The sequence below is a fragment of the Pseudomonas sp. GW821-FHT09D08 genome (assembly GCF_059416305.1).
Window position 1 is genome coordinate 1 of record NZ_JBWKOX010000019.1, and the last position, 26421, is coordinate 26421.

The 26421-nt window shown below is 61.6% G+C and carries 23 protein-coding genes and 1 pseudogene; 11 read left to right on the forward strand and 13 right to left on the reverse strand.

Features of this window, described 5'->3' with window-relative positions:
- Nucleotides 1–181 precede the first annotated feature (181 nt).
- From AC07OP_RS25155 to AC07OP_RS25170, 4 genes and pseudogenes are all read right to left on the reverse strand, one after another.
- Nucleotides 182–964: a MetQ/NlpA family ABC transporter substrate-binding protein gene (locus AC07OP_RS25155; RefSeq protein WP_027607851.1), complete on the reverse strand. Its 783-nt coding sequence runs from the start codon at nt 962–964 to the stop codon at nt 182–184.
- Between the two features lie 127 nt (nt 965–1091).
- A complete protein-coding gene (locus AC07OP_RS25160; protein WP_115487848.1) occupies nt 1092–2018 on the reverse strand; it encodes a sigma 54-interacting transcriptional regulator in 927 nt (308 codons plus the stop codon).
- 49 nt (nt 2019–2067) lie between these two features.
- Nucleotides 2068–2649, reverse strand: a complete 582-nt coding sequence (locus AC07OP_RS25165; protein ID WP_016975008.1) for an alpha/beta hydrolase — start codon at nt 2647–2649, stop codon at nt 2068–2070.
- A 241-nt stretch (nt 2650–2890) separates the two neighbouring features.
- A pseudogene (locus tag AC07OP_RS25170) lies at nt 2891–3133 on the reverse strand (DUF6124 family protein); the annotation flags it as partial.
- Between the two features lie 465 nt (nt 3134–3598).
- Between AC07OP_RS25170 and AC07OP_RS25175 the strand changes: the two are divergent.
- From AC07OP_RS25175 to AC07OP_RS25185, 3 genes are read left to right on the forward strand one after another with little or no spacing between them, the layout of a single operon-like run.
- The gene (locus tag AC07OP_RS25175; RefSeq protein WP_495103177.1) at nt 3599–4546 is read left to right on the forward strand and encodes a TauD/TfdA family dioxygenase; all 948 of its coding nucleotides are present in this window, start codon (nt 3599–3601) and stop codon (nt 4544–4546) included.
- A gap of 53 nt (nt 4547–4599) precedes the next feature.
- On the forward strand, nt 4600–5448 hold the full coding sequence (locus tag AC07OP_RS25180) for an EamA family transporter (protein WP_495103176.1): 849 nt from the start codon (nt 4600–4602) through the stop codon (nt 5446–5448).
- A complete protein-coding gene (locus AC07OP_RS25185; protein WP_495103175.1) occupies nt 5448–6395 on the forward strand; it encodes a LysR substrate-binding domain-containing protein in 948 nt (315 codons plus the stop codon). The genes AC07OP_RS25180 and AC07OP_RS25185 overlap by 1 nt, the downstream gene beginning before the upstream one ends.
- 84 nt (nt 6396–6479) lie before the next feature.
- Here AC07OP_RS25185 and AC07OP_RS25190 read toward each other — a convergent pair whose 3' ends face one another.
- The 4 genes from AC07OP_RS25190 to AC07OP_RS25205 all read right to left on the reverse strand — a co-directional run bounded on the left by AC07OP_RS25190 (nt 6480) and on the right by AC07OP_RS25205 (nt 9563).
- Complete coding sequence (locus AC07OP_RS25190) at nt 6480–6881, reverse strand: ExbD/TolR family protein (protein ID WP_010565408.1); 402 nt, start codon at nt 6879–6881, stop codon at nt 6480–6482.
- Between the two features lies 1 nt (nt 6882).
- A complete protein-coding gene (locus tag AC07OP_RS25195) occupies nt 6883–7602 on the reverse strand; it encodes a MotA/TolQ/ExbB proton channel family protein (RefSeq protein WP_027607855.1) in 720 nt (239 codons plus the stop codon).
- A 54-nt stretch (nt 7603–7656) separates the two neighbouring features.
- Nucleotides 7657–8472 (reverse strand): energy transducer TonB, encoded by an 816-nt coding sequence (locus AC07OP_RS25200; protein WP_012721645.1) that lies wholly within the window; start codon nt 8470–8472, stop codon nt 7657–7659.
- 224 nt (nt 8473–8696) lie between these two features.
- Complete coding sequence (locus AC07OP_RS25205) at nt 8697–9563, reverse strand: LysR family transcriptional regulator (RefSeq protein ID WP_495103174.1); 867 nt, start codon at nt 9561–9563, stop codon at nt 8697–8699.
- Between the two features lie 108 nt (nt 9564–9671).
- On the opposite strand from AC07OP_RS25205, the gene AC07OP_RS25210 reads away from it, so the two are divergent.
- Nucleotides 9672–10859 (forward strand): CynX/NimT family MFS transporter, encoded by a 1188-nt coding sequence (locus AC07OP_RS25210; protein WP_253492838.1) that lies wholly within the window; start codon nt 9672–9674, stop codon nt 10857–10859.
- Here AC07OP_RS25210 and AC07OP_RS25215 read toward each other — a convergent pair.
- The gene (locus AC07OP_RS25215; RefSeq protein WP_495103173.1) at nt 10830–13145 is read right to left on the reverse strand and encodes a TonB-dependent receptor; all 2316 of its coding nucleotides are present in this window, start codon (nt 13143–13145) and stop codon (nt 10830–10832) included. The two genes, AC07OP_RS25210 and AC07OP_RS25215, sit on opposite strands and share 30 nt — an antisense overlap.
- Before the next feature lie 155 nt (nt 13146–13300).
- Between AC07OP_RS25215 and AC07OP_RS25220 the strand changes: the two genes are divergently transcribed.
- Together AC07OP_RS25220 and AC07OP_RS25225 are read left to right on the forward strand one after the other, a co-directional pair.
- Nucleotides 13301–14245, forward strand: coding sequence for a LysR family transcriptional regulator (locus tag AC07OP_RS25220; protein WP_495103172.1), 945 nt, complete (start codon nt 13301–13303; stop codon nt 14243–14245).
- Between the two features lie 100 nt (nt 14246–14345).
- Nucleotides 14346–15953: an alkaline phosphatase family protein gene (locus AC07OP_RS25225; RefSeq protein ID WP_495103171.1), complete on the forward strand. Its 1608-nt coding sequence runs from the start codon at nt 14346–14348 to the stop codon at nt 15951–15953.
- 258 nt (nt 15954–16211) lie between these two features.
- Here the strand turns inward: AC07OP_RS25225 and AC07OP_RS25230 are convergent, their stop codons facing one another.
- On the reverse strand, nt 16212–17117 hold the full coding sequence (locus AC07OP_RS25230) for a TauD/TfdA dioxygenase family protein (RefSeq protein WP_065941064.1): 906 nt from the start codon (nt 17115–17117) through the stop codon (nt 16212–16214).
- Nucleotides 17118–17296: 179 nt separating this feature from the next.
- Between AC07OP_RS25230 and AC07OP_RS25235 the strand changes: the two genes are divergently transcribed.
- The gene (locus AC07OP_RS25235) at nt 17297–18217 is read left to right on the forward strand and encodes a LysR family transcriptional regulator (protein ID WP_012721638.1); all 921 of its coding nucleotides are present in this window, start codon (nt 17297–17299) and stop codon (nt 18215–18217) included.
- Between the two features lie 53 nt (nt 18218–18270).
- Here the strand turns inward: AC07OP_RS25235 and AC07OP_RS25240 are convergent, their stop codons facing one another.
- Entirely contained in the window at nt 18271–19272 is a 1002-nt protein-coding gene (locus AC07OP_RS25240; RefSeq protein WP_012721637.1) for an ABC transporter substrate-binding protein, read from the reverse strand.
- 288 nt (nt 19273–19560) lie between these two features.
- Here AC07OP_RS25240 and AC07OP_RS25245 point away from each other — a divergent pair, with 288 nt between their 5' ends.
- The 3 genes from AC07OP_RS25245 to AC07OP_RS25255 are packed head-to-tail and all read left to right on the forward strand — an operon-like array spanning nt 19561 to nt 23592.
- Nucleotides 19561–21153, forward strand: coding sequence for an ABC transporter permease (locus AC07OP_RS25245; RefSeq protein ID WP_495103170.1), 1593 nt, complete (start codon nt 19561–19563; stop codon nt 21151–21153).
- Entirely contained in the window at nt 21150–21965 is an 816-nt protein-coding gene (locus AC07OP_RS25250; protein WP_495103169.1) for an ABC transporter ATP-binding protein, read from the forward strand. Before AC07OP_RS25245 ends, AC07OP_RS25250 begins: the two co-directional genes overlap by 4 nt.
- A 16-nt stretch (nt 21966–21981) precedes the next feature.
- Nucleotides 21982–23592: an arylsulfatase gene (locus tag AC07OP_RS25255; protein WP_065926329.1), complete on the forward strand. Its 1611-nt coding sequence runs from the start codon at nt 21982–21984 to the stop codon at nt 23590–23592.
- Here the strand turns inward: AC07OP_RS25255 and AC07OP_RS25260 are convergent.
- Nucleotides 23564–24643, reverse strand: coding sequence for a fatty acid desaturase (locus AC07OP_RS25260; protein WP_495103168.1), 1080 nt, complete (start codon nt 24641–24643; stop codon nt 23564–23566). The two genes, AC07OP_RS25255 and AC07OP_RS25260, sit on opposite strands and share 29 nt — an antisense overlap.
- Nucleotides 24644–24744: 101 nt before the next feature.
- Between AC07OP_RS25260 and AC07OP_RS25265 the strand changes: the two genes are divergently transcribed.
- Nucleotides 24745–25749, forward strand: a complete 1005-nt coding sequence (locus AC07OP_RS25265; protein WP_115487836.1) for an AraC family transcriptional regulator — start codon at nt 24745–24747, stop codon at nt 25747–25749.
- Nucleotides 25750–26033: 284 nt separating this feature from the next.
- Here AC07OP_RS25265 and AC07OP_RS25270 read toward each other — a convergent pair whose 3' ends face one another.
- Nucleotides 26034–26399, reverse strand: a complete 366-nt coding sequence (locus AC07OP_RS25270; protein WP_495103167.1) for a response regulator — start codon at nt 26397–26399, stop codon at nt 26034–26036.
- Nucleotides 26400–26421 lie beyond the last annotated feature (22 nt).

Below are 26421 nucleotides of genomic sequence, written 5' to 3' on the forward strand. Positions count from 1 at the left end.
GCTTCCTGAATGAACGCGGCGCCTGTGAGTTTTTCGCGAGCAAGCTCGCTCCTACAAAAAGCCTTAAATGACTGGCAAGCCCCCTCCCACATTTTTATTGCCTTCCAAATTCCAGGCATAAAAAACGCCGACGCTGTAGTAGCCGTCGGCGTTGAAACCTTGAAGGGGGTTTTGGCTTACATCAGAACGCGGGCACGACTGCGCCGTTGTACTTCTTCTCGATGAAGGCTTTGACTTCCGGGCTGGTCAGGGCCTTGGACAGTTTCTGGATAGCGTCGCTGTCCTTGTTGTCCGGGCGCGCCACCAGGAAGTTCACGTACGGCGACTTGGCATCTTCGATGATCAGCGCGTCCTTGGCTGGGTTCAAGCCAGCTTCCAGGGCGTAGTTGGTGTTGATCAAATCCAGGTCAACCTGGTCCAGTACGCGTGGCAGCAGGGCCGATTCCAGCTCCTTGAACTTCAGGTTCTTCGGGTTGCTGGCGATGTCTTTCGGCGTGGCCAGGGCGTTGGTCGGGTCTTTCAGGGTGATCACACCGGCTTTCTGCAGCAGCAACAGGGCGCGGCCGCTGTTGGAGCCTTCGTTCGGGATAGCCACGGTGGCGCCATCCTTGAGCTCGGAAATGTTCTTGATCTTTTTCGAGTAACCGCCGAAGGGTTCAACGTGCACGCCAACCACGGTGACCAGGTTGGTGCCCTTGCCCTTGTTGAAGTTTTCCAGGTACGGCAGGGTCTGGAAGTAGTTGGCGTCCAGGCGCTTCTCGGCAACCTGTACGTTTGGCTGTACGTAGTCGGTGAAAACTTTGATTTCCAGGTCCACGCCTTCTTTGGCGAGGGTTGGCTTGACCAGTTCGAGGATCTCGGCGTGCGGGATCGGGGTGGCGGCCACCACCAGTTTCTCGTTGGCCTGGGCGAAGCTTGCAGTCAGGGCAGCCGCCAGTGCGGTAAACAACAGAACCTTTTTCATGCAGTGTCCTTATCGAAATTCCGGGGCGTCTCTGACGACCGTTTTTTATGTGGTGTGCCAGCGAAGTGCTATCGCGGCGTGGAATGGACAATACCTAGATTTTTTATTCCCGAACAATATCTTTTATTCACGTTGATATTCCATTTTGTTCATGCAGAAAGCGGCGCAAGGTTTCCTGCTCGGCGGGGCTGGCGTTATCGAATATTCGCTGCACCTGTTCAAGGGGCGAACCGGCCACGGGCAGATTCAGATGCTCGGGCAAAATTTCATCGCCGCTGCTGACCAGCAGCGCAAAGTGAATGACGTTCTCCAACTCGCGGGTATTACCCGGCCAGCTGTGGTGTTCCAGTACGCGCTGGGCGGCGTCGCTGATCAGCGGCACCGGCAGGTCCAGGCGCTGGCTGTAGATGCCGAGGAAGTACTCGGCCAACGACAGGATATCGCCCACCCGCTCACGCAATGCCGGCAAGTCCAGCTGGCCTTCGCTCAGGTAATGGAACAGCCTCTCATGAAACTTGCCGGCGGCCACGGCCTGGGCCAGGTCGATGCTGGTGGCGGCCACCAGGCGCACGTCCACCGGACTCGGCTGGTGGGCGCCCACGCGGGTGACTTCATGGTTTTCCAGGGCCGCCAGCAGTTTCACCTGGATCGGCAGCGGCAAGTCGCCGATCTCATCCAGATACAACGTGCCGCCATTGGCCGAGCCAAACCACCCGGCCCGGCTGCTGGCCGCGCCGCTGTGGGCGCCGGCGGCATAGCCAAACAACTCGGCGTCGGCGTAGGTTGGGCTGATGGCGCCGCAATTGACCGAGACAAACAAACCGGAGCGGTCGCTGCCCCGGTGAATATGCCGCGCCAGCAATTCTTTACCACTGCCGGTCTCGCCTCGAATCAATACGGGCAAGGCGCGCGGGGCCAGGTTTTCCAGGTCTTCGCGCAGCTTGCGCGAGCGCGGGTCGACAAACACCAGCGCCTTGGCGCGGATGCTCAGCGGGCTTTTTTCGGCGTCGGGGAAGGTCAGCAGCGGCTGACCGAAGGTTTCATGCAGACTCATGGCAGGCTCCCGCCCCAAATCCACTCAGGGACGGGGCGTTGAAAAAATATCAGGCGGTGCGCCGGGCGTGATGCTCCAGGCGGCTTTGCAGGCGATACAGGTAGGCAAACCCCTGCTCCCAGCGCTGGTGACCGGACTTCACATTGATATGCCCGGCCCCCGACAGGATGCCGGCTTCGGCGCCCCAATTACGCGCCAGCTCCAGGGCCCGGGGGGCGCTGACGGCGCTGTCGTTATCGGAACTGACCACCTGGCTGGGAAACGGCAGCAGGTCGGTCGGGATCGGCGCAAAGTTGCGCAGGGCCGGCGAGCAGGCTGGCCGTTCAACGTCCGCCGGAGCCACCAGCAAGGCACCGCGCACCTGCCGCAGGAACTGCACCGGGGCAGTGGCCGCCCAATGGGCCACGGTGATGCAGCCCAGGCTATGGGCGATCAGGATCACCGGCGTGCTGTCGGCGGCGATCGCCTCGGCCAGCGCGGCGACCCAATCTTCACGGCGCGGTGTGAGCCAATCGGCCTGCTCCACGCGTGCGCTGTTGGGCAGGCTGTTCTGCCAGTGACTTTGCCAATGATCTTCTGGCGATCCTTGCCAGCCCGGCACGATCAGATAACGAATCGACTCGCTGTGCATGGGTGTGCCCTCCTGCAGCGTTTAACGTTGTAGGACAGTATAGGGACGAGGGTTATATTCGTTAAGGAATAAGAAGCTATTTATTAATAACCAAAAACTCAAACCTGCATGAGGTTCAAATGTGGGAGGGGGCTTGCTCCCGATGGCGATGGGTCAGCTACCTATTTTTAGCTGACGGACCGCTATCGGGGGCAAGCCCCCTCCCACATTGACTCGATTTCACATTCAATTTGCAGTGGTTTTAGATGACGTGATTGATACGAGGCATGCAGTCGATGGTGCGATCCACCACGGTATTGGCCATTTCCAGCAAATGCCGCACCGCATGGACTTTCGCGCGGTCGTGCGGCTGCAGGTGCTCACAACAGTCCCATACGGTGGCCGATGCGCTGTGGATCAGGTGAGCGATATAAAGTTGGGCGTCTTCGAAACTGAGGTTTTCGTTGGCGACAAGGCAGTCAACGGGTGGGTCGGGAAGTGCTTTTGGTCATGGTGTAACTCCTATTGAACACGGGAGCGACCACTAACGCGGCTAAACGATAGGTGGCAGCTGTACGCGGGTTAGCAGACTGGCCAATAGGAACACCAGCGCACCCGAGGGTGCCCCACGCACAGCCACCATAAACGCGGATGTGAACCGTGTGCCTATTGAACTCAGGCTGCTAAACCCGATCGCTGAAAACCAGCGACGGGCCGAAGACTAGCCATCCATTCAACAGTCCCAAGGCGGCGGGAATTGTCTCGGAAACGTCCTGCAATTTAAAGGGACACGGCTTGCTGGCCCTTTACAAATCATGACGAAATGCCAGCATCGATCACCTGATGAACTTTCTTGTAGGAAATATCTTCCATGACGGTTTTTTATGGCTCCGCTGACGACTTTTCGCTTTTCCGGAGAGTGGTGAGGTTAGTTAAATATTGACTCCAACCAACCCCGTAAAAAATCGCAATGAATATAAATATAAGTACTTTCCACCACGAAATTTCTAAAGTCAGGCTTTCTAAAACCGCATTCAACGAACTACTGAGCGCAAAAGCCAGCTCCGAACCGGATGATCAAACTAATCGATTCGATGTAAAGCCTGCTTACATCGCCCCCCATCACTCGCAGACCCTCAGCGCAGAACTGCGCAATATACGAAAAATCGTTGATCACGAAAAACACGTCCTTATCCTAGATGGATTTAAAGTCGATGATCTTGCAGGCTTCAAATCTTTGATATGGACGTTCGGCTCTTTGCTGGGAGCGCCAATGGTGCAGAACCATCTTGGCCATAGGGTTATTGAGGTGTATGACCGGGGAGGTAAAAGCATTGAAGAAGGTACGAGATATCATCAGACCCGTCAGGGCGCATATGTCCATAACGATGGCGTAAGCGATCCGCTCCCTATCGATTATTTGATTCTGGCTTGTGGCCAGAAAGCCTTACTCGGCGGCGAAAGTATTCTGATAGACGCAAGCGCGGTATACGCTGAATTAATGGCATTCCCTGAGGTACTGGAAGAACTTAAGTGCGATTTCTATTTTGAAAATCGAGGTATGGCGGAGGAAGAACAATTATTCAAAGCGCCAATCTTGAGCTTTTCAAATGAGGGCATCCCTTTGATTAGGTACTTCCGCGTCTATATCGAATCGGCCCACATCAAAGCGGGAGCGCCATTAACCCTGGCGCAAATACATGCATTGGATTTTCTAGATACAGTCCTTGATCAATCTTCAGTTCAACATCGAGTGCTGCTTGAACCAGGGCAGGTTCTTATTTCAGCTGACAACAAGTTTCTCCATACCCGAACGCATTTCATCGATAAGAGCGCTCCGCGCTTAGAGATTGATGACGCAGTCTCTTTGAAAGATCTCAATCGATACATGTTACGAATGTGGTTGCGCAAACGATGATCCCTCGCTGGCCATAAGGCACAACTTCATATTCCCATCACAAGCCGAGCCCCATGGACAACTCCAACATCGCGATCACCCTTGTTTTGATCTCCGCCTTCATGCACGCCACCTGGAACGCGGTCGTCCGGGCGGGGAGCAGTCGCTTCATGACCTTGGCCATGGTCGATGGTACGGCGTTGCTGATCTGCCTGGCGGCGCTGCCGCTGGTGAATACGCCAAGCCTGCAGGTGTGGGGCTACGTGCTGGTTTCCGTGGTGCTCAACACGGCCTATCGATTGTTTCTGATCAAAGCGTATGAAACCGGCGACTTTGGGCAGGTCTACCCGGTCATGCGCGGGGTGCCACCGGTTTTAGTCGCGCTGTTTTCCTATTTCCTGCTGCACGAGCAGCTATCGTTTCATGCCATGGCGGGGGTGTTGCTGATTTGCGTAGGCATTATCAGCCTGACATTCGTGCGCAGGATGTCCGCGCGTATGTTCAAACCAATTCTGATGGCGGTGTGCGCAGGTGCTTTCATCGCGTCCTACACAGTGGTGGATGCCAAAGGTGTCAGAGCCAGTGAGACGGTGCTGCAATACATCATCTATCTGACGGTATTCCAGAGCATTCCGATTCCGGCGCTGGCGTTTTTCAAGAAACGTCTGGAATTCACAGAGGCCATTCGCAACCATTGGAAAGTCGGCGTAATGGGCGGCGTTTTTTACCTCACTTCCTACGGCCTGGTGCTGTTCGCGCTGTCGCTGGATGCGGTGGCCAAGGTCTCAGCGTTGCGGGAAACCAGTGTTATTATCGGCGCCATTATTGCCGCGCTGTTTTTTCACGAGCGGTTCGGCTGGCGGCGGATGCTTTCGGCGTTCGTCATTGTTTGCGGGATCATCCTGATCAAAGTGAGCACCTGATGGGCCAACGTCCGCCACCTACACCCATGCTGCAAGCCTTTGTCAGTGCTGCACGAACAGGCAGTTTCGCCCGCGCAGCATCAGAGTTGAGCCTCACCGCCAGTGCCATCAGTCATCAGATCGCAGGTCTGGAAGAGTGGTGGGGCGTTCAGTTGTTCGAGCGCCATTCGCGGGGCGTCAACCTCACAACCGCCGGGCAGGCTTTGTTGCCGGTGACCGATGATTTTTTCAAAACCCTTGAGACGGTGTTGCACTCGCTGAATCCGCGCAAATCTCAGCCCCTTTATCTTTCGTGCACTTCGTCCCTGTGTTCGACCTGGCTAATCCCCAGAATGCATGGTTCCCACACCGACGCTTCATTCAATCTCGACCTGGTATTGACCAGTGCGGATATGAATAGCGCCAATCTCGGTGCCCATCAATTCGATGTTGCGATTGTGATGGGGTACGGCGACTACCCGGATCATCATGCCGAGCTTCTGATGCGCGATGCCGTGTTCCCGGTTTGCTCACCGGAGTTTCAACGCATGAATGGCGATATTTCGCTGACGGATATCGCGCGGTATCCACTCATTCACCGTGTGGACGATCAAGTGTGTCCAGGGTGGGAAAGCTGGTTTGCGTTCCAGGACCTGGCAGCTGCGCCTTATCACCATGGGCCGCGCTTTCCGGACTCAAGCCTGGCAATCAGTCTGGCGGTCAAGGGTGGCGGGATTGCGCTGGCCAGGACAGCGTTGGTGTATGAACAGTTGGAAGAAGGTGCATTAGTCACACTAGGCGGCCCGCTGATGATGTCGCCGGCGGCGTACTACGTTATTTGTAGGAATGGGCGGCAGTCGGAACCTGATATCGCTCGGTTGATTGACTGGCTTAAAGAGAGCGCTAGAAAGTTTCAGCAAGAAGTTGAAATCCGGTATCCGCAAATCGCTGGGGTTGGCGCACTTTGATCGTGTGATGTTACTGAAACGGAGGCAAAAAAAAGGCCGCACCCTGCCAAGGAAACGGCCAAAAAATTGTCGAGGCTTTTGCAACTAACGTGCGGTAATCACCGACAGCTTGGTAATCCCCGCGCGTTCGATAGACGCCATGGCTCGCGCCACTTCGCCGTAGTTCACACCATCGTCAGCCTGCAGTTGCACCCGCACATCGGGGTCCTTGGCCTTGGCCGCCTGCAGATTGAATTCCAGCAGGTCCGGCTGGATTTCGTCCTTGTTGATAAACAGTTTGCCGGCGCCGTCGATGCTCACCACCAGCGGGTCCTTCTGCTCCACCGGGGCTACGGCCTCGGTCTTGGGCAGGTTGATCGGGATCGCATTGGTCAACAGCGGCGCGGTGACGATAAACACCACCAGCAGCACCAGCATCACGTCCACCAGCGGCGTGACGTTGATCTCGCTCAGTACCTCATCACTGTCTTGCGTGGAGAAGGCCATTTCAGGACGCCTCCTTCACTTTTTGCGGGTTGCCCGGCGCATGTTTAGTCAGGGCCGGGTGCAGCAGCACACGGAAGGAGTTCTTCTGCGCCAGGCTGTAGAAGTCGTGGGCAAAGTCATCCAGGTCCGCCGCAGTGAGCTTCAGGCGACGCAGGAAGTAGTTGTAGACCAGCACCGCCGGCACCGCGACGGCGATCCCCACGCCCGTGGCAACCAGGGCGGCACCGATGGGGCCGGCCACGGTTTCAAGGCTGGCGGAGCCGGCGGCGCTGATGCCCTTGAGCGCTTCCATGATCCCCCACACCGTGCCGAACAGGCCGATAAACGGCGAGGTGCTGCCGATACTGGCGACCACGGCCAGGCCGGTTTCCAGGGAGCGGCGCTCACGTACGATCTGTTGGCGCAGGGCACGCTCGAGGCGGTCCTGGTGGTTGATCGCCTGGCTCAGGTCGGCCGCATGCGGCGCTTCCCCGACCTGGATCGCGGCGTAACCGGCCTGGGCCACACGGGCAGCGGCGCCGGGCTGGGTTTCGGCCAACTCGGCGGCCGAGTCGAGGCTCGACGCCGCCCAGAACTGTTTGTGGAACTTGCGATCCTGCGCTTTAAGGCGACCGAACTGCACGCCCTTGAGCAGGGCCAGGCCCCAGGTGGCGACCGAAAAGACCACCAGCAGCCAGATCACCGCGCTTTCGATGGATTCAAGTGGAGATGCTAATGCCATGATGTTTTCCCTCTGTACAAGTCGCGGCGTGTGCTGCACACCGCAGCGCAATAGTTAGTGAATCTTGAAGTCGATCGGTACGCTGACCCAGCCGTCCTGGGCCACATCGCCCTGCTTGGCCGGCACGAAGCTCCACCGCTTCACGGCGGTCAGTGCGGCGTCGTCGAGTTGCTGGCGACCGCTGCTTTTCTGGACCTGGATCTCGCCCGGCTTGCCGCTGGCCAATACATGCACCCGCAACAACACCGTGCCTTCCCAACCGCGACGCTGCGCCAGGGACGGGTACTCCGGCGCCGGGTTCTTGAGGTACGCGGCGTTGGCCGAAGCCGGTGTCACCGGGGCTGGCGCGGGCGGAGCGGGCGCAGGGGCCGGTGGCGCCGGTTGCGGTGGCGTGGGCGCCTGCTCGACCGGTTTCGGTGCGGGCTTGGGCTCAGGCTTTGGCACCGGCTTGGGCTTGGGTTTTGGAATCGGCTTGGGCGGCGCCGGCTTGGCGGCCAACTCATCCACCACCGGCGGCGGTGGCTCGACAACAGGCGGTGGCGGTGGTGGCGGCACAGGCGGTGGCGGTTCCACCACGGGCGGTGCCGGCTGGGAAAATTCGATGGTCATCGGCGGAATCTCCGGCGGCACAATCGGCAGCACCGGGGTGGGTTTCTGGCTGACCCAATAAATCACTGCACCGTGCAGGGCCAGTACCAACAAACCGAGCAGGATCCCCTCGCGGCGGCTGGAGAATCGCTTCGGGGTTTGCTGCGTTCGCAATTGCCCCAACGGCGCGCGGTGCGGCCGGCCAAGGTCGACCAACTCACCACTCGGTGCCTGGCGCCATTGCGCCTCGGGTGCACTGGCGGCGGTCTGGACATTGCCCATTGATTGACTCCCTACGGTTTCGAAACAAAAAAACCGACGGGCCTGCGTGGAAGGCCGTCGAGGGCTGAATCATCGGGGCCAGACGCTTATCTCTTAAAGTAATCTTTGAAGTTATAGATAGATCAAATTTGAATAAAAGAATGCTCTGCAAACACCAAAGCCCCGGCCCACGTGGCCTGGCGCCGAGGTGGTTTTTTTTGATGCTTTTCAGGCATACAAAATATTCAGTTAAGGCATGGCTCAACAGGGCTGTTTGCGCACAAATCGAACAGTTCGGCCTGTAAGCACTGCCCCGCAGCACTCAGGCCATGACGGGCATACAACGCCAGGCGCACGCCTTGCACCACGGGCAAACCGCTGTCCGGTCCCAGTTCCACATGCCCTGGCTGCACGACCCGTCGCGGCAACAGACTCACCCCCAACCCCGCCGCCACCGCCGAACACACGCTGGCCAGGCTGGCGCTGGAATAACCGATACGCCAGCGCCAGCCGCCCACTTCCAGGTGGTGCAGCATTTCATTGCGGTACAGGCCGCCCACCGGGAATGCCACCAACGGCAGAGGGTCGCGCCCCAGGCACGGCGTGCTGCGGCTGTCGACCCAACACAGCGGCTCGGGCCACGACGCCAGGCAGTCATCGCTGCTACCCATCTGCTTGACCAGCAACACGTCGAATTCACCATTGCGGTACTGACGCTGCAACTCGGGGCCCAGGCCGCTGGTGACCTCCAGGCGCACCCGTGGATAGGCGAGCACAAATGCCGACAGCAACGGCATCAGGCGCTCGGCGGCAAAGTCTTCCGGTACCCCCAGGCGCAGCACGCCGTCGCTCTGTTGGTTGATCAACACATCGGTGGCTTCTTCATGCAGCGCGAGGATGCGCCGCGCATAGGCCAGCAAGCGTTCGCCCTCGGCGGTGGCGACCACACGGCGCTGGTCGCGGTCCAGCAACTGGCACGCCACCGCCTCCTCCAGGCGGCGGATCTGCTGGCTCACGGTGGACTGGGTCACGTGCAGGCGCTCGGCGGCGCGGGTGAAGTTGCCGCAGTCCACCACGGCGACAAAGCTGCGCAACAACACGGGATCGAACATCAGCGTCACCATTCTCTTTGCCACTGGTTGGCATGGTTATATTTAATTTCAGAATACCTTGGGTGCTGGCCATACTCACGCCTCATTTACCGACTGCAAGAGCGTTGCATGACCCTGAATAAATCCCTCGCCGGCTGGGGCCTGCTGGTGGTGCTCGGCCTGAACCTGCGGCCGATCCTCAGTTCCATCAGCCCGTTGCTCGGCGAGATTCGCCAGGCCACCGGCCTGAGTTTCCAGAGCAGCGCCCTGCTGACCAGCCTGCCGGTGGTGTGCATGGGGCTGGTGGCGCTGGTGGGCGTGCGCGTCGAAGCCCGCCTCGGCGAACGGCGTGGCATCGCCCTGGGCCTGATGATGATCCTGCTGGCGTGCCTGGCACGCTGGCTGATGGGCCAGGCGTCGGCGCTGCTGGTCACGGCGTTGCTCGGCGGTGCGGGTGTGGCGCTGATCCAGGCCTTGGTGCCGGCGATGATCAAGCGCGAATTCCGTCATCGCGTGCCGGTGGCGATGGGTGTGTACTCTGCTTCGCTGATGGCGGGCGGCGGGCTGGCAGCGCTGCTCAGCCCGCTGGTGGCCACGCATTTCCAGGAATGGCAGGCGGGGCTGGGGGTGTGGCTGCTGCCGGCGTTGGGCGCCTTGCTGCTATGGGCCTGGCTGCCCCTGGGCGCGGCCAGAAATCCACAGGTGGTGCCGGCCTTCAAGGACCTGCGCAATCGCCGCGCCTGGTTGCTGGCGCTGTATTTCGGCCTGGTCAATTGCGGCTACATGAGCCTGGTGGCGTGGCTGCCGGCCTACTATCAGCAACTGGGCTGGGGCGTGCTGCCCAGCGGTTCGCTGCTGGCGTTCATGACCATCTTCCAGGTGATCGCCGCGCTGTTGATGCCGGTGCTGGCGCAGCGCGGTATCGACCGTCGGCCGCTGCTGGGCATCGCCCTGCTGGCCCAGACCGTGGGTTACCTCGGCCTGATCGTCGCGCCGCAGGAATATCCGCACCTCTGGGTGGCGCTGTGCGGCTTCGGCCTGGGCGCGTGTTTCGCCCTGAGCCTGCTGCTGACCCTCGACCACCATCGCGACCCACGCCAGGCCGGGCAACTGGCGGCCTTTGTGCAAGGCGTGGGCTTCTTGATCAATGCGGTGTCGCCGTGGCTGACCGGCTGGCTGCGCGGGCTGACCGGCAACTTTGTCAGCGCCTGGGTGGTGCTGACGGTCACGGCGGTGGCGATGCTGGTGGTGACGCGCGTGTTCAGCCCGGCCACCTATCGCACGGGGCTAGAAGTCATAGCGCCCGGTCACTCCTAACGTACGCGGTGTACCGAGCAGGCCTTCGTAGCCGCCGTTCCCCCCCGTCCACAGCGTGGTGTAGTAGGTCTTGTCGAAGGCGTTTTTCAGCCATAACGACACGTCCCACTGCCCCTGCTCATAGTTGCCACGCAGGCCGGTGGACAGGTTGACCACGGCGTAGGCAGGAATCTGTCCATAGTCGGAGTCCTCCACGGTGCCCACGGCCTTGGAGCGGAAGGCATAGCTGGCGGTGACGTAGGGTTCGAAGCCGTTATCCAGGTTCCACTTGTATTCGCCGTTGGCGTTGGCGATCCACTTCGACGCCCCCACCACTTGGTGCCCACTCAGGTCGCAGGAAGCCGGCGCACCGGGGCGCAGACTGACTTCCGGCGGGCACGGCGCGTCCTTGTAAGACAGGTAACTCACATCGTTGAACGAGCCGTTGAGGTTCAGCGTCAGGCCCTTGATCGGCACCAGGGTGCTTTCTACCTCGACACCCCGCGAGCGCACCGAACCGGCGTTGGTCAAGTACTGCACACGGTTGTCCTGGTCATAGGCATTGGTCTGGTAGCCGTTGACCTGGGTCCAGAACAGGTTGGCATTGAGCTGCAGCCGCCGGTCCCACAGGGTGCTTTTGAAACCCAGTTCGGCGTTATTGGCGCGCTCGGTGCCGATCAACAGCGAGTCGGCCCCGGCCGTCGGTGCCGAGCCTACCGCCAGGTTGACCCCGCCGGACTTCTCGCCATGGGACAGCGTCGCGTAGCCCAGCAGGTTTTCGTTAAAGCGATAGCTCAGGTTGAGCAAACCCGAGGGGCTGGTGCTGTATTGCGTGAGGTCGCCGGAATCGTACGCCCCCGCGCGCCCGCGTCGAGCCGTCGCGGCAGCACCGATGACCGCCGCACCGCCAAGGGGAGCGTTACGCGTGACCCAGGCACTTTTTTCTTCATAGGTGCCACGCAGGCCGGCTGTGAAATCCAGGCGCTCGGTGAGGTGCCAGGTGCCCTGGGCAAACAGTGCAAAACTGTCGGTGCGAATGTGCCCGTTGCCGACGCTGCTGACGTTGGCCAGTGCGCCGGCTGGCGTGCCGTTCCAGATGTCGGCCTGCGGCCCGTAATAGCTGAAGGATTTGTTATCCAGCGAATTACCGAAGTAGTAGGCACCGAGCACGTAATCGAAGAACCCGCCGGTGGGTGAAGCCAGCCGGAATTCCTGGGACCACTGCTTATCTTCCACCGACACCCCGGCGTTATACGACGCCGGCACGTTAAGGCCGTCGTCGTTACGCGGGGTGAAATTCCAGAAGCGATAGGAACTGACCGAGGTCAGGGTGAAATCACTCGGCAACGTCCAGTTGGCCTCCAGCGACGTACCGCCCTGGAACACGGTGACGTGCTGGTCGCTGTCCAGGTTGACCTTGCGGTGGGTGCCATCGACCAGGGTCGCGCCTGCCGCGTTGGCCCGCGACTGGTAGAGGTTGGTGCCATTGATGGTCGGCCCGGTGCTGTACAGCACCCGGGTGCCGGCGCTGGAATCCTCTTCGTTGTAATCGCCGATCCAGCGCAGGTTGAAGGTCTCGCTGGGCTTGTACAGCAGTTGCCCGCGAAAGCCCTGGCGCGAGCCGCCGTTGAGGTCATGGCCGTTGTATTCGTTCTTGATGTCGCCGTCGCTGCGGGTGCGATACGCCGAGAAACGCCCCGCCAGGTCATCGGTGAGCGGGCCGGAAATCGTGCCCTTGGTCTGGAAGTAGCCGTCCTCGCCCAGCGAGGTTTCGATGCTGCGCTCCGGGGTAAAACTCGGCGCGCGTGTGCTGATGTTGATCACCCCGGCGGTAGTGTTTTTGCCGAACAAGGTGCCTTGGGGGCCGCGCAAGACTTCAAGCTGCTCGATGTCCATCAGGTCGAACACCGCCATGCCCGGCCGCCCCAGGTACACGTTGTCGATATACAGCCCTACGCTGCCTTCCAGGCCGTCGCTGGCCGGGTTGTTGCCAAGCCCGCGGATCGACACGCTGGACTGGCGTGCATGCATATAGGCGACGTTGACGCTGGGCACCAGTTGCTGCAGATCCTGAATCCGATACACCCGCTGGCTCTCCAGGGCCTGGCCGCCGATCACGCTCATGGGCGTCGGCACTGCCTGGGCGCTTTCGGTGCGCCGCCGGGCGGTGACGGTGACCGTCTCCAACTCGCCGCCGGCGCTCTCGCCCTTGCTTACCGGCGCGGGCGTTTCGGCGGCCTGGGTCGGCGACCAACTGGAACTGCCGGCCACCAGAATGGCCAGGGGCAAGGACTTCAACAGACTCATAAGCGGCTCCGGAACCCGGAAATATCCATCGAGAGATATTCCTTTAGGTTATTTATTTATGTTTTTACGAACATTTACTGCATAAGAGATAGCCTTTATAAGGAGTCGACCTAATGCATAGCCAATGCATTTCCCGGATATTTTTGATGTGAAAAATGCATATCGATTTGCGCCAGCTTCGTCACTTCATCGCCCTTGCCGAACAACGCAGTTTTGTCGCCGCCGCGTTGACGGTGAACCTGTCGCAATCGGCGTTCAGTCGCAGTATCCAGGCCCTGGAACACAGCGCCGGTTGCCAGCTGATTGACCGTGGCCGCAAAGACCTGGCGCCGACCAAACAAGGCCAGGTATTGCTGGAGCACGCTCGGCGCCTGGTCAGCGGTGCACAGCAACTGGCCAACGAGATCAGCCAGTTCAATGGCCTGGAGGCGGGGGAATTGCGCTTCGGCTGCGGCCCGGCACCGGCCGGCGGCTTGATCCCCCGCGCCATCGGCAGTTTTATCGGGCGCTACCCCAAGGCACGGGTGCAGTACCAGGTGGACGACTGGCAGAGCCTGAGCAAACGCCTGCTCAGTGAAGAGTTCGAGTTTTTCGTCGCCGACACCCGCCACTTCGAAGCCAACCCGGACTATCACACTCACCGCCTGCGCCCGCGCCGCTGGTATTTCTGCTGCCGCGCCGGCCACCCTCTGGCCGGGCGTGGCAGCGTAAGCGCCGCCGAGCTGATGAGTTACCCACTGGCCGTGACCATCCGCCCGCCCAACCTGCGCAAGGTCATCGTCGACCTCAGCGGCCGGCCCGATTTCCTGCCCAATGTCGAGTGCGAGAACGGCTATAGCCTGATGGGCGTGGTGCTGCGCTCCGACGCCATCGGCATCGTCAGCGCCAACAGCGATGTGCTGCACATGGCCCGGGGCGAACTGGTGTGCTTGACGATCGAGGGCCTGGCGGAGGATCTGGAGGAGCGTTACACCCGCTACGGCATCGTCAGCCGTGCGGGGTATCGCTTGTCGCCACTGGCGGAAGCGATGATCGAGCAGATCAAGCAGATCGATGAGTTGGATGAAGAGGTGTGCGCTCTGGATAACGTCGCGGTCTAGGCCATGCATTCACTGCATCAAAGCCAGTCCCCAAATGCACTTGCCAGCCCCCTGCCCGAACGGCGAAAAACCTCACCTGTCCTCCGTCTGGTGAAGCCCCATGTCCCACCCCCAACCCGTGCGCAACGTGCTGTACATCATGTGCGACCAACTGCGCCGCGATTACCTGTCGTGCTACGGCCACGCCCACTTGCACACGCCGAACATCGATCGCCTGGCTGCCGCCGGTGTGCGCTTCAGCCGCGCCTACACCCAGGGCACCATCTGCGGGCCCTCGCGCATGTCGGCCTATACCGGGCGCTACGTCAGCAGCCACCAGGTGGCGTGGAACGCGGTGCCGTTGCCCCTGGAAGAACTGACCCTCGGCGACTACCTGCGTCCCCACGGCATCCGCACGGCACTGGTCGGCAAGACCCACGCCACGCCCAATGTGGACGCCTTGCAACGCCTGAACATCGACCCTGACAGCAAGCAGGCCGAGCCGTTGAACGAGGTCGGCTTCGAGGCGTACCTGCGTCACGACGGCATCTACCCCGACAGCCCGCTGTTCGAGGATAAACGTGAGTCCGCGCCCTACACCCATTACCTGCGCGAGCAGGGCTACAGTGGCGCCAACCCGTGGCACGAATGGGCCAATGCGGCAGCCGGTGAAAACGGCGAAGTGCTCAGCGGTTGGCACATGCGCAATGCGGGCCGCCCCGCGCGCGTGGCCGAGGAACATTCGGAAACCGTCTACACCACCGACCGCGCCATCGACTTTATCCGTGAACAGGCCGAACAACCGTGGTGCCTGCACCTGTCCTATATCAAGCCACACTGGCCCTACATCGCACCGGCGCCCTATCACGCGCTGTATGGCGCCGAGCATATCCAGGCACCGATCCAGCCAGGGGAGACCAGCGATCACCCGGTGTACCAGGCGTTCCGCCAGCACCAGGAAAGCCTGAATTTTTCCCGTGACGAGGTACGGCTCACGGTGATTCCCACCTACATGGGCTTGATCAAACAGGTCGACGACCAACTCGGGCGCCTGTTCGATTTCCTGCAAGGCAATGGCCGTTGGGACGACACCCTGATCGTGTTCACCAGCGACCACGGCGATTTCCTCGGCGATCACTTCCTCGGCGAAAAAGAATTTCTGCTGGAACCTGCGGTGGGCATTCCGCTGATCGTGCGCGACCCACGCGCCGCCGCCGATACCCGCCGTGGCACGGTGGACGCGCGCTTGGTGGAAACCATCGATGCGCTGCCGACCTTCCTCGACGCCCTGGGTTTGCCAGCGGCCGAGCATCGCCTGGAAGGCCACTCGCTGATCCCGCTGCTGCACGGCCAGGAAACCAACTGGCGCCGCTACGCCATCGCCGAGTACGACTACGCCTTCCAGGCCCCGGCCCGCGAACGCCTGGCGCAACCCATCGACCGTTGCCGGATGACCATGGTGCGCAGCGAACGCTGGAAATACCTGGCGTACGACGGCTTCCGCCCACAGCTGTTCGACCTGGAAAACGACCCGCAGGAACTGCACGACCTGGGCAACGACCCGGCCTATGCCGAAGTGCGCGAAACCCATGTGGGGTATCTGTTCGAATGGCTGCGCGGGCTGAAGCGGCGCACCACCATCAGCCACGCAGAGATCGATCTGCGTGGCCAACGGTTTCGTTACGGTGAGCCGGAAGCGGAGAAAGTGGTGCAGATCGGCGTGTGGTAAACCACACATCGAATGTGGGGGGGCCCACTACCTCTTCGAAGTAGCGTTGTCGCGCAGCAAACGGGTACCTCTGTGGTGAGCGGGCTTGCCCCGCGTTGGGCTGCGCAGCAGCCCCAGAACCAGGCGCAGAGGAGTGCCTGATACACCGCATTCGTCTTCATCAGGGGCGCTTCGCGCCCCAGCGCGGGGCAAGCCCGCTCACCACGGGTACGGTGTTCGCCGTTGACTGACTGGCATCAGGGCTTGCCCCCTCCCACATTAGAGACCTTTGGTGGTCTGGCTGCGTTGCCCGTGCACGCCCACCGGCACATCGCCCTTGAGCGTTACCCGGCGCACGATGCGTTCCTGGGTGCCGTAGTCGTCCACGGCGTAATGCTGGGTGGCGCGATTGTCCCAGATCGCCACGTCGCCGGTGTTCCAGCGCCAGCGCACGGTGTTTTCCAGGCGGGTGACGTGGCTTTGCAGCAGGTTGAACAGCTGGGTCGAGTCCGCCTGGGAATAACCTTTCAGACGCTTGACGAAGTGCCCCAGCAGCAGGGTTTTCTCGCCACTGACCGGATGCACGCGCACCACCGGGTGCTCGGTCTCGTACACCGTCGAGGTGAACACCTTGCGGTATGCCTCAAGCCGCTCGGCCGACACATCCGGCTTGAGCGCGGCGTAGTCGTATTCGTTGCTGTGCACTGCCCACAAGTTATCCGCCAGGGCGCGCAGTTCGACGCTGAGGTCGTTGTAGGCGCTCGAGGTGTTGGCCCAGACCGTGTCGCCACCGGACTTGGGCGCCAGCACCGAACGCAGCACCGAGGCTTTCGGGTAGGCGTCGACGAAGGTCACGTCGGTGTGCCAGGAGTTGGCCCGCTGGCCACGGGTGCCGTCCAGCTCCATGAGGAAGCGCGTGCCGTCACGCACCGGCACCGTCGGGTGGGCAATCGGCTCGCCGAGCAGATGGGCGAAGGCTTCCTGGCTCTGGTCATCGAGGTGAGTCTGCTCACGGAAGAAGATCACCTTGTACTGCACCAGCGCCTGCTGGATGGCTTCGACCGTGGCGGCATCCAGATCGCCAGACAGTGTGATGCCTCGGATCTCGGCGCCGATGCGGCCGGCGACCGGGTGAATATCCAGCGCCTGGGCGACGGGTTGAACAGCTAATGCGGCGTTGCTCATGGTGATGACCCTCTTGTGCCTGCTGATGGGGACGCTTTCCGACAACGCTCTATCCATATGCAATTTAGGTCTAGCAAATGAACCAATGCTTCATTGACGGAATAAGAGCTTGCATTTAAAACCTCTGCTCCCGTGGTCGCAAATGCCTTCGACCTATTTTTAAGATGCAGGGAAAGCATATGGATCTTCGCCAACTGCGCTACTTCATCGCCCTCAACGAACACCGCAGTTTCGTGCGTGCGGCAGACGCCATGGGCATCACCCAACCGGCGTTCAGCCGCAGCATCCAGGGGCTGGAACAGGAGTTCGGCTGCGTGCTGGTCGACCGTGGCCACAAGGACCTGCGCCCCACGCCGGAGGGCCAAGTGGTGCTGCAACATGCCCTGTCCCTGGTGCACGGCGCCGCCTTGCTGAGCAGTGAAGTGACGCGCATGACCAAGCTCGACGCCGGCGACCTGCGCTTCGGCTGCGGCCCGGCACCGGCGGTGAAACTGGTGCCCGATGCGGTGGCGCGCTTTATCAGCGCCCACCCGAAAATCCGCACCAGTTTCCAGGTGGATAACTGGGAAAAACTCAGCCGTGCCCTGAGCCGTGAAGAGATCGAATTCTTTATTGCCGACATCCGCCAATTCGAAGCCGACCCGAATTTCCAGACCCGCGCGCTGACCCCCAAGCGCGGGGTATTTTTTTGCCGACCGGGGCACCCGTTGCTGGCCAAGGACAGCCTGTCGACCAACGACATGTTCGACTACCCGCTGGCGGCGCCGCTGATCTCACAGGGCATTCGCAAACTGTTGGCGAACCTGAGCGGGCGCATGGATTTTTCCCCGAGCATCCAGACCGAACATTTCCCGGCGCTGGTGAAGATCGTGCTGCAGTCCAATGCCATCGGCGTCGGCACCGAGGAGGCGTTCGCCGAAGACATCGCCCACGGCACGTTGAAGCTGCTGCACTGGCGCAACCTGCCGCAGAACATGGAGACCATGAGCGCCCGCTGCGGGATTGTCAGCCGCACCGGTTCGCGGTTGTCGCCGGCGGCGAAGGCGATGATCGAGACGCTGGTGGAGGTGGACAGGCAGGAGGTGAGCGTGGCGGTTTGACGGGCCTCATCGGGGGCAAGCCCCCGATGGCGATAGCCCAGGCACCACCCGACTCAAAGCCCCGCCGCCGCCAGGTTCGGCGCCACCCAGTCACTCACCTGGAACGGCTTGCGAATCAGCTTCTCCTTGGAAGCCAGGTCCACCGAACCCTGCAATTTAGCCAGGAACACCGGGTCCAGGGTCGACGGGAAAATCTCGCTGAGGGTCTGGTCTTTCAAGTCATTGGTGAGGATCACCGGCGGGTAACTGGCCAGCCCGGACACCAGCGCAATGTAGGCTTGCTTGTTGTTGTCATCGGTCAACCAGTGCACCGCCTGCTGCTGGGCCTTGAGCAGCTTGGCGACGGCGTCGGGGTGCTCGTCGACAAACTGTTTGCTGCCCACCAGCACCGCCTGGACGCTGCCGGCGCCGCCGAGGTCCTTGGTGGTCAGCGGTATTTCAGCCAGCCCCTTCGCTTGCAATGCCGTCAGGTTCGAACCGCCCCAGGTGGCGTCGATCTGCTTGGCGGCCAGCGCGGCATTGGCGGCGTTGTAGTCCAGGCTGATGACTTTGAGGTCCTTCTCACTCAAGCCCTGGCTGGCCAATGCACTGTCGAACGACAACTGGCTGGCCGTGCCACGGAACACCGCGACGCGCTTGCCCTTGAGGTCCTGCAAAGTCTTGATGCCAGAACCCGGCACCACGCCGAGGTACTGCTTGATGTCCCGCGCGGTAGCACTGAGCAAGCGCGTCTCCAGGCCATTGGAGCGGCCGATGATCGCCGCCAGGTCGCCCAGGTACGCCAGGTCCACCTGCCCGTTGGCGAAGGCTTCGTTGATCACAGGGCCGGCGCCCTTGAAGTAATTCCACTGGATCTTGATGCCTTGGTCGGCAAAGGCTTTTTCGAAGATCTGCTGCTCGCGCAGCACGTCCGTTATGCCCCCGCCGCTGTGCTGGCTGCCTGCGCTGAGGTCGGGCACGGCGATGCGGATTTCCTTGAGGTCGGCAGCCTGTACCAGGCCCGCCAGTGCGGTGCCTGCGACCAGGGTGATCAGACGTTTGAACGGCAGTTTCATGAGCGCAGCTCCTTGTGGGCGAGGGTCGCCTGGGGAGCAGAAAGTAGGCACAACCTGGTCAAAACTTTAAATACTATAAATTCACAATTTAATAGCTTTTAGGACTATACGAAGGGAAACGCAGGCTCCAGAGGGCTATGCATGAATAGCATCGAAAATATTCTTCGAATGCATTGGATGCGTGCTGGGGCGAGGCTTTAAATGGTTTTTCTTATCCCTCAATCATCTTGATTGCGTTTTTATAAGATCGAAATCACATAACGCCCCTGGCGACAACGGAGGTCCTCCATGGCCCGAATCTCACTTTTGAGCCTCCCGCTCGCGGCTCCCGGCGCCACGCCACGTTGGCCGCTGCGCAGCGAACGGCTGTTGCCATGGTTGCTGCCGGTGACGCTGTTTGCGCTGTGGTGGCTGGCCAGCCGCAATCACTGGATGAGCGAGCAGATCCTGCCGCCACCGTCCCTGGTGTGGAGCAGCGCCGTGGAACTGGCCGGCGGCGAGCTGTGGAGCCACCTGGCGATCAGCCTGCAACGCCTGTTCTGGGGGTTGCTGGCGGGCATTGGCGCCGGGGCGCTGCTGGGGGCGATGCTGGGTTTCAGCGCGCGCGCCGAGCGCCTGGTGTTTCCGACGTTCAGCGCGTTGTCGCAGGTACCGACGCTAGCCTGGATTCCACTGTTCATGGTGTTCTTCGGCATTGGCGAAACCCTGAAACTGGTGGTGCTGGTAAAGGCGATCGTGGTGCCCGTGACCCTGCATACCCTGGTGGGCGTGCGCGACGCCCAACCCCAGTTGCGTGAAGCCGCCCGCGTGCTGCGCCTGCCCACGCACCTGTTGATCCGGCGCCTGATCCTGCCTGCCGCGCTGCCCGCCTTTATGGCCGGCGTACGCCTGGCCCTGGCGGCCGGGTGGACCTCGCTGCTCGCGGTGGAGTTGCTGGCCTCCAGCGAAGGCATCGGCTACCTGATGGTGTGGGCGCGCCAGCTGTTCATGCTCGATATCGTCTTCGTGTGCATCGTGGTCATCGGCGTATTCGGCGTGGTGATGGACCGTGGCATTGGCTGGCTGGACCGCAAATGGGTGCACTGGCCCCATCCTGCCACGGCGCAGATTCGTCGCGGCCCGCGCTATCAAGGCTGGCAGCGCCTGCAACCGTGGTTGCTGCCCCTGCTGTTGCTGGCGCTGTGGCAGGTCGCGACGCAACAAGGCTGGGTCGACCCGAACATTCTGGTCAGCCCTTGGGTGGTGCTGCACACCACCGTCGCCGGGGTCGTGGATGGCAACCTCAGCGGTGCACTGGGCACCAGCCTGGGGCGAAGCCTGGGCGGCTTGCTGCTCGGTGGCGGCCTTGGCTTTGCCATGGGCCTGTGGCTGGGACTGTCACGGCGCAGTGAGCGGGTACTCGGGCCGACCCTGAGCGCCTTGCGCCAGATCGCGATTTTCGCCTGGGTGCCGCTGCTCACTGCCTGGTTTGGCCTGGGCGAGTTGGCCAAGTGGGTGTTTATCGCCCTCGCCGCCTTCTTCCCATTGTTTATCGCCACCCAACGCAGCGTGCTGAATCTGTCGCCGCAGCTCAACGAAGCGGCGCAGGTGTTGCGCCTGAACCTGTTCCAACGGCTGCGACGCCTGGTACTGCCAGGTGCCGCAGCCGGCATTTTCGCCGGCCTGCGCCTGAGCCTGATCTACGCCTGGCTGGGCACCATCGGTGCGGAGTATTTCATGCCGTCCAACGGCGGTATCGGCAGCCTGATGATCGGCGCCCAACAACTGCTGCGCATGGACCTGATCATGAGCGGCATGCTCCTGGTCGGCCTTACCGGCGCGGCCCTCAACCTGATCGGCCAGCGCATCGAAACCCGCGCCACCCGCTGGAGACACGCATGAACGCACCTATCGTCAGCTTCAACCATGTGGGCAAGACCTTCGACGTCGACGGCTTCGAGCTGGAAGCCATCCGCGAATTCAACCTGGAGATTGCCGAAGGCGAATTCGTCGCGATTGTCGGCTCCAGCGGCTGCGGCAAATCCACCCTGCTGCGCCTGTTGGTGGGGCTGGATACGCAGTTTCGCGGCGAGATCCGCGTCGACGGTAAGGCAGTAAGCGGCATTGGCGGCGAGCGCGGCATCGTGTTCCAGGAGCATCGTTTGTTCCCCTGGCTCACCGTGGCGGAAAACATCGGCCTGGGCCTGGTCAACGAGCCACTGAGCGAAGCAGAGCGCAATCGGCGCATCAGCGATTTTATCGAGCTGGTCGGCCTCACCGACTTCACCCGCGCCTATCCGCACCAACTGTCCGGCGGCATGGCGCAACGGGTGGCGATTGCCCGCGGCCTGGTGGCCAGCCCGCGCATCCTGCTGCTGGACGAACCCTTCGGCGCCCTCGACGCCCTGACCCGCCAGCAGATGCAGGACGAACTCCTGGCGATCCGCGCCCGCGCCAAAATCACCACGGTATTGGTGACCCACGATGTGGAGGAAGCGATTTTCCTCGCCGACCGCGTGGTGGTGATGGAGCCTCGGCCGGGGCGGATCAAGCAGGTGGTGGACGTCGCCCTGTCACATCCACGTCAGCGCAGCAGTTTTGAATTCCATCAATTGCGTGAAGAACTGCTGCATGAATTGACCAACGATGGCCACTACCAGCCGCCGGTGCGCGAACAGATCCGCGATCTGCCATTGGCCTTTATTGCCTGCTGAAAAAAGGAGTGCCTTGATGCCGCAACGTCCCAATTTTCTCGTGATCCTGGCCGATGACATGGGCTTCTCGGACCTCGGTGCGTTTGGCGGGGAAATTTCCACGCCGCACCTGGACGCCCTCGCCCTGAACGGCCTGCGCCTGACCGACTTCCACACCGCCCCGACGTGCTCGCCTACCCGCTCGATGCTGCTCACCGGCACCGACCACCATATTGCCGGTATCGGCACCATGGCCGAGGCGCTGACGCCGGAGCTGATCGGCAAGCCCGGCTACGAGGGCTACTTGAATGACAAGGTGGTGGCACTGCCGGAGTTGCTGCGCGAAGCCGGTTACCAGACATTGATGAGCGGCAAGTGGCACTTGGGCCTGACCGCCGAACTCGCGCCCCACGCCCGCGGTTTCGAGCGCTCGTTCTCGCTGTTGCCGGGGGCGGCCAACCACTACGGCTTCGAGCCGACCTATAACGACGACACCCCGGGCCTGCTCAAATCCACCCCGGCGCTGTACATCGAAGACGACCGGTTCGTGGAGCAATTGCCAAAGGACTTCTATTCCTCCGATGCCTTCGGCGACAAGCTGCTGCACTACCTCAAGGAGCGCGACCAGGCCCGGCCGTTCTTCGCCTACCTGCCGTTTTCCGCGCCGCACTGGCCGTTGCAGGCGCCTGCGGACATCGTCGAAAAGTACCGTGGCCGCTACGACGCCGGCCCCGAAGTGCTGCGCCTGGAACGCCTGGAAAAACTCAAGGCATTGGGGCTGATCGACGCCAATGTCGAACCCCATCCGTTGATCGAGCTGAACACCCAGTGGGCCGCCTTGAGCGACGAACAGCGCCAGGTGTCGGCGCGGGCCATGGAGGTGTATGCGGCGATGGTCGAGCGTATGGACTGGAACATCGGCCGAGTGGTGGATTACCTGCGTCAGCAGGGACAGTTGGACAATACGTTCATTGTGTTCATGTCCGACAACGGCGCCGAAGGTGCGCTGTTGGAGGCGTTCCCCAAGTTCGGGCCGCAGTTGCTCACTTACCTCAACCAGCATTACGACAACAGCCTCGACAATATCGGCCGCGCCAACTCCTACGTCTGGTATGGCCCGTCGTGGGCGCAGGTGGCGACGGCGCCGTCGCGGTTGTTCAAGGCGTTCACTACCGAGGGCGGGATTCGCGTGCCGGCGCTGGTGCACTATCCGCAGTTGTCGCTCAAAGGTCGTATCAGCCATGGGTTCGGCACGGTGATGGACATCACGCCGACCATTCTCGACCTGGCCGGCGTGCGCCATCCGGGCAAACAATGGCGTGGCAAGCCGGTGGCGCCGCTGCGGGGCAAGTCGTGGCTCGGCTTCCTCTCCGGCGAGACCGCCCAGGTGCACGACGACAACACCGTAACCGGCTGGGAACTGTTCGGCCGCCGCGCGATTCGCCAGGGCCAGTGGAAAGCCGTGTACATCCCCGGCCCCGTGGGCCCGGCGACCTGGCAGCTGTATGACCTGGGCCAGGACCCTGGCGAAATCCACGACCTGGCCTTGAGTCATCCGGACAAGCTCGCCACGTTGATCGGCCACTGGCAGCAGTACGTCGACGAAACCGGCGTGGTGCTCAGCGCGTCGCCGTTTCAGCCGGATTGAGCCGGGCCTGGGGCGACGCCATGGGCTCAAGCCGATTGGCCCGCGCAAACGTGCCGAAATCATTGAAGCGCACGCCCATCTCGGCCATGACCTTATGCGCCACCTTGGCCGTCATCTGGCGGATGTAGAACGGCTCCTTCACCACAAAATGGTGAATCCCGTGGGTGCTGCCGAAGTTGAAGCAGAACGCCTGCAACGGCCACAGCCACCACGGATTCAGCACTTGGGTTTGCTGGATCACATTGCCCGGTTCCACATCGCCGTAGTAGTGCATGTTGGAGCTGACAAAGTGCAGGCAAAAGGTGCGCAGCACATTGGGGCCGATGATCACCACGGCGGCGATGTCGATCACCTGCATCATCTGCAAGGTGCCGGCGGACCAGTCGATCGGCGTGCCCAGCAGGCTGGCGATGCCGTTGGCGGCATGGAAACCGAGGAAGAGGTACCACGCGCCCCAATGCAGCAGCGCCAAAGGTGCGTAGACCAGCAGCGAGCGCTTGAGGATCTTGAGTTTGTGGCCCCAAGTCTTGGCGCGCAGCATGCGGATAAACGCCGACATCACGTTATCGCCCACCATCAGCAACCGCGCCAGGCCCCAGGGCTCGCCGTTGGTGATCGCACGTTCCTCCATATCGGTCTCGGTGCCGGAGACCTTGTGGTGATTGAGGTGCAGATGCCGGCGGATCCACGGGTTGATGGTGCTCGGCCGCGCCAGCCACACCAGGCCCATCATCAGGTTGTGGGGCACGCGCTGTTTGCGAAAGTACATGCTGTGGATCAGGTCGTGTTCCAGCTCGTGGGTCAGTGAGGCGAGGAACGCATTGAGCAGCAGGCAGGCCCACCAGGTCATATGACCGCTGATATAGAGCGCCGCCGAGCCGATCATGCCGAGCAGGGCGAAGGCCAGGATGCCCGCGCCCAGAGCGTCCTGATGCTGCAACCACGGGTGCCGGCGGCGCAAGCGTACGCCTTCGGCGAGCACCACTTCACGGATATGCGCCGAACGCTGTTGCGCGTTCATCTGCTGGGGACTTGCAGAAGTACCGTCCATGCTCCCATCCTCTTACTCATTGATGGTTACATCCTGCACCAGGGCTTCTTGCAGGACGCTAGCCCCACACGCCAACCTGTTGACCGCAAGCGCCAATCGCCATGACCGAACCCACTTCCCTCGCCAGCTGGACCCGCGCCCTGCGCAAGCAGCTCGATGCCCTGGGCCTCGACAGTGCCGCGCTGTGCGCCCAGGCCGGGCTCGATCCGCAGCAGATGGACGACCCCAACGCGCGTTATCCGCTGTCGGCCACCACGCGCCTGTGGGAACTGGCGGTGCAGGCCAGCGGCGATCCGGCCATCGGGTTGCGGGTGTCGCGGTTTGTCAGCCCGACCACCTTTCATGCGCTGGGTTATGCGCTGGTGGCGAGTGGCAGCCTGCGCGAGGTGTTCGAGCGCATCGTGCGGTATCACCAGGTGGTCAGCGATGCCCTGAGCCTGGAACTCAGCGGCGATGGCGAGCGCTACCGCTTTCGCCTGCTGCAACCGCCGGGCAGGCCAGCGCCGGCGCTGGAGGCCATCGATGCGTTTGCCGCGATCTATGTGCGCACGTGCCGCAATCGCCTGGGCCGCGACTATGCGCCGCTGGCGGTTTACCTGCGGCGCCCGCAACCCGCCGACCCCAAGCCCTGGCACACGGTGTTCCGCGCACCGGTATTTTTCGGCGCCGAGGAAGACCGCCTCGAATTCGCCGCCAGCGATTTCGACAGCCACCTGGACGATGCCAACCCGGAACTGGCCGAACACAACGAAACCGTGCTCAAACGCACCCTGGCGCAACTGCAACCGCTGACCTGGGAACGCAAGGTGCGCGCAGCCATCGAGGCCCAACTGCCCGACGGCGAGCCGAGTGCCGAGCGGATCGCCCAGGCGCTGCACTTGAGTTTGCGCAGTCTGCAGCGGCATCTGGCGGATGAGGGGTGTCGGTTTGATGCGTTGCTCAATGAGTGTCGCCAGAACTTGGCGTTGCTCCACTTGCGTGATCCACAGTGTTCATTGGCCGAGGTCAGCCATCTGTTGGGATTTGCCGATACCAGCAGCTTTAATCGAGCGTTCAAGCGCTGGACGGGGATGACGCCGGGGCAGTTTCGGGATGGGTTGCGGTAGGGGGATGTGTGGGGAGGCTGAAGGCCTCATCGGGGCATGGGTATCTACACAACTTTTCAGCCCCTGACAAATCTCACTGTGGCGAGCGGGCTTGTCCCGCGCTGGACTGCGTAGCAGCCCCAAAACCAGCCTCTACAGAGTGTCTGATACACCGCGTTCTTCTTTACTGGGGCTGCTACGCAGCCCAGCGCGGGACAAGCCCGCTCACCACAACAGCCCTATCTGCCGGGCGTTCAGTGTTGAGCCCGAGTTGTGTAGATACCTATGCTCCCGATGGCGATCGCTCAGCGACCCCGATCCCGCCGCAACAGTTTCCTGACCCGCATCACCAACCCCTTGGCCTCAAACGGCTTGAGCAGGTAATCATCCTCATGCAACTCCAGACCGCGCAGGCGATCTTCAATCCCGCCCGGCGTGGTCAGGAACAACACCGGCGTTTCGCCCTGCTGCCGGATGGCCTGCTGCAGCTTCCAGGCGTTCAGGCCTGGCAGCATCACATCCAGGATCACCAGGTCGTACTCGGCGCTTTCGACAAAGCGCTGCGCCGCCATGCCGTTGGCCGCGACTTCCACGGTATAGCCGGCCTCGTTCAAGCCCTGGGCCATCCGCTGTGCCTCTTCGGATTCATGTTCCACTAACAGCACACGCATAACACACCTCGATTGATCAGGT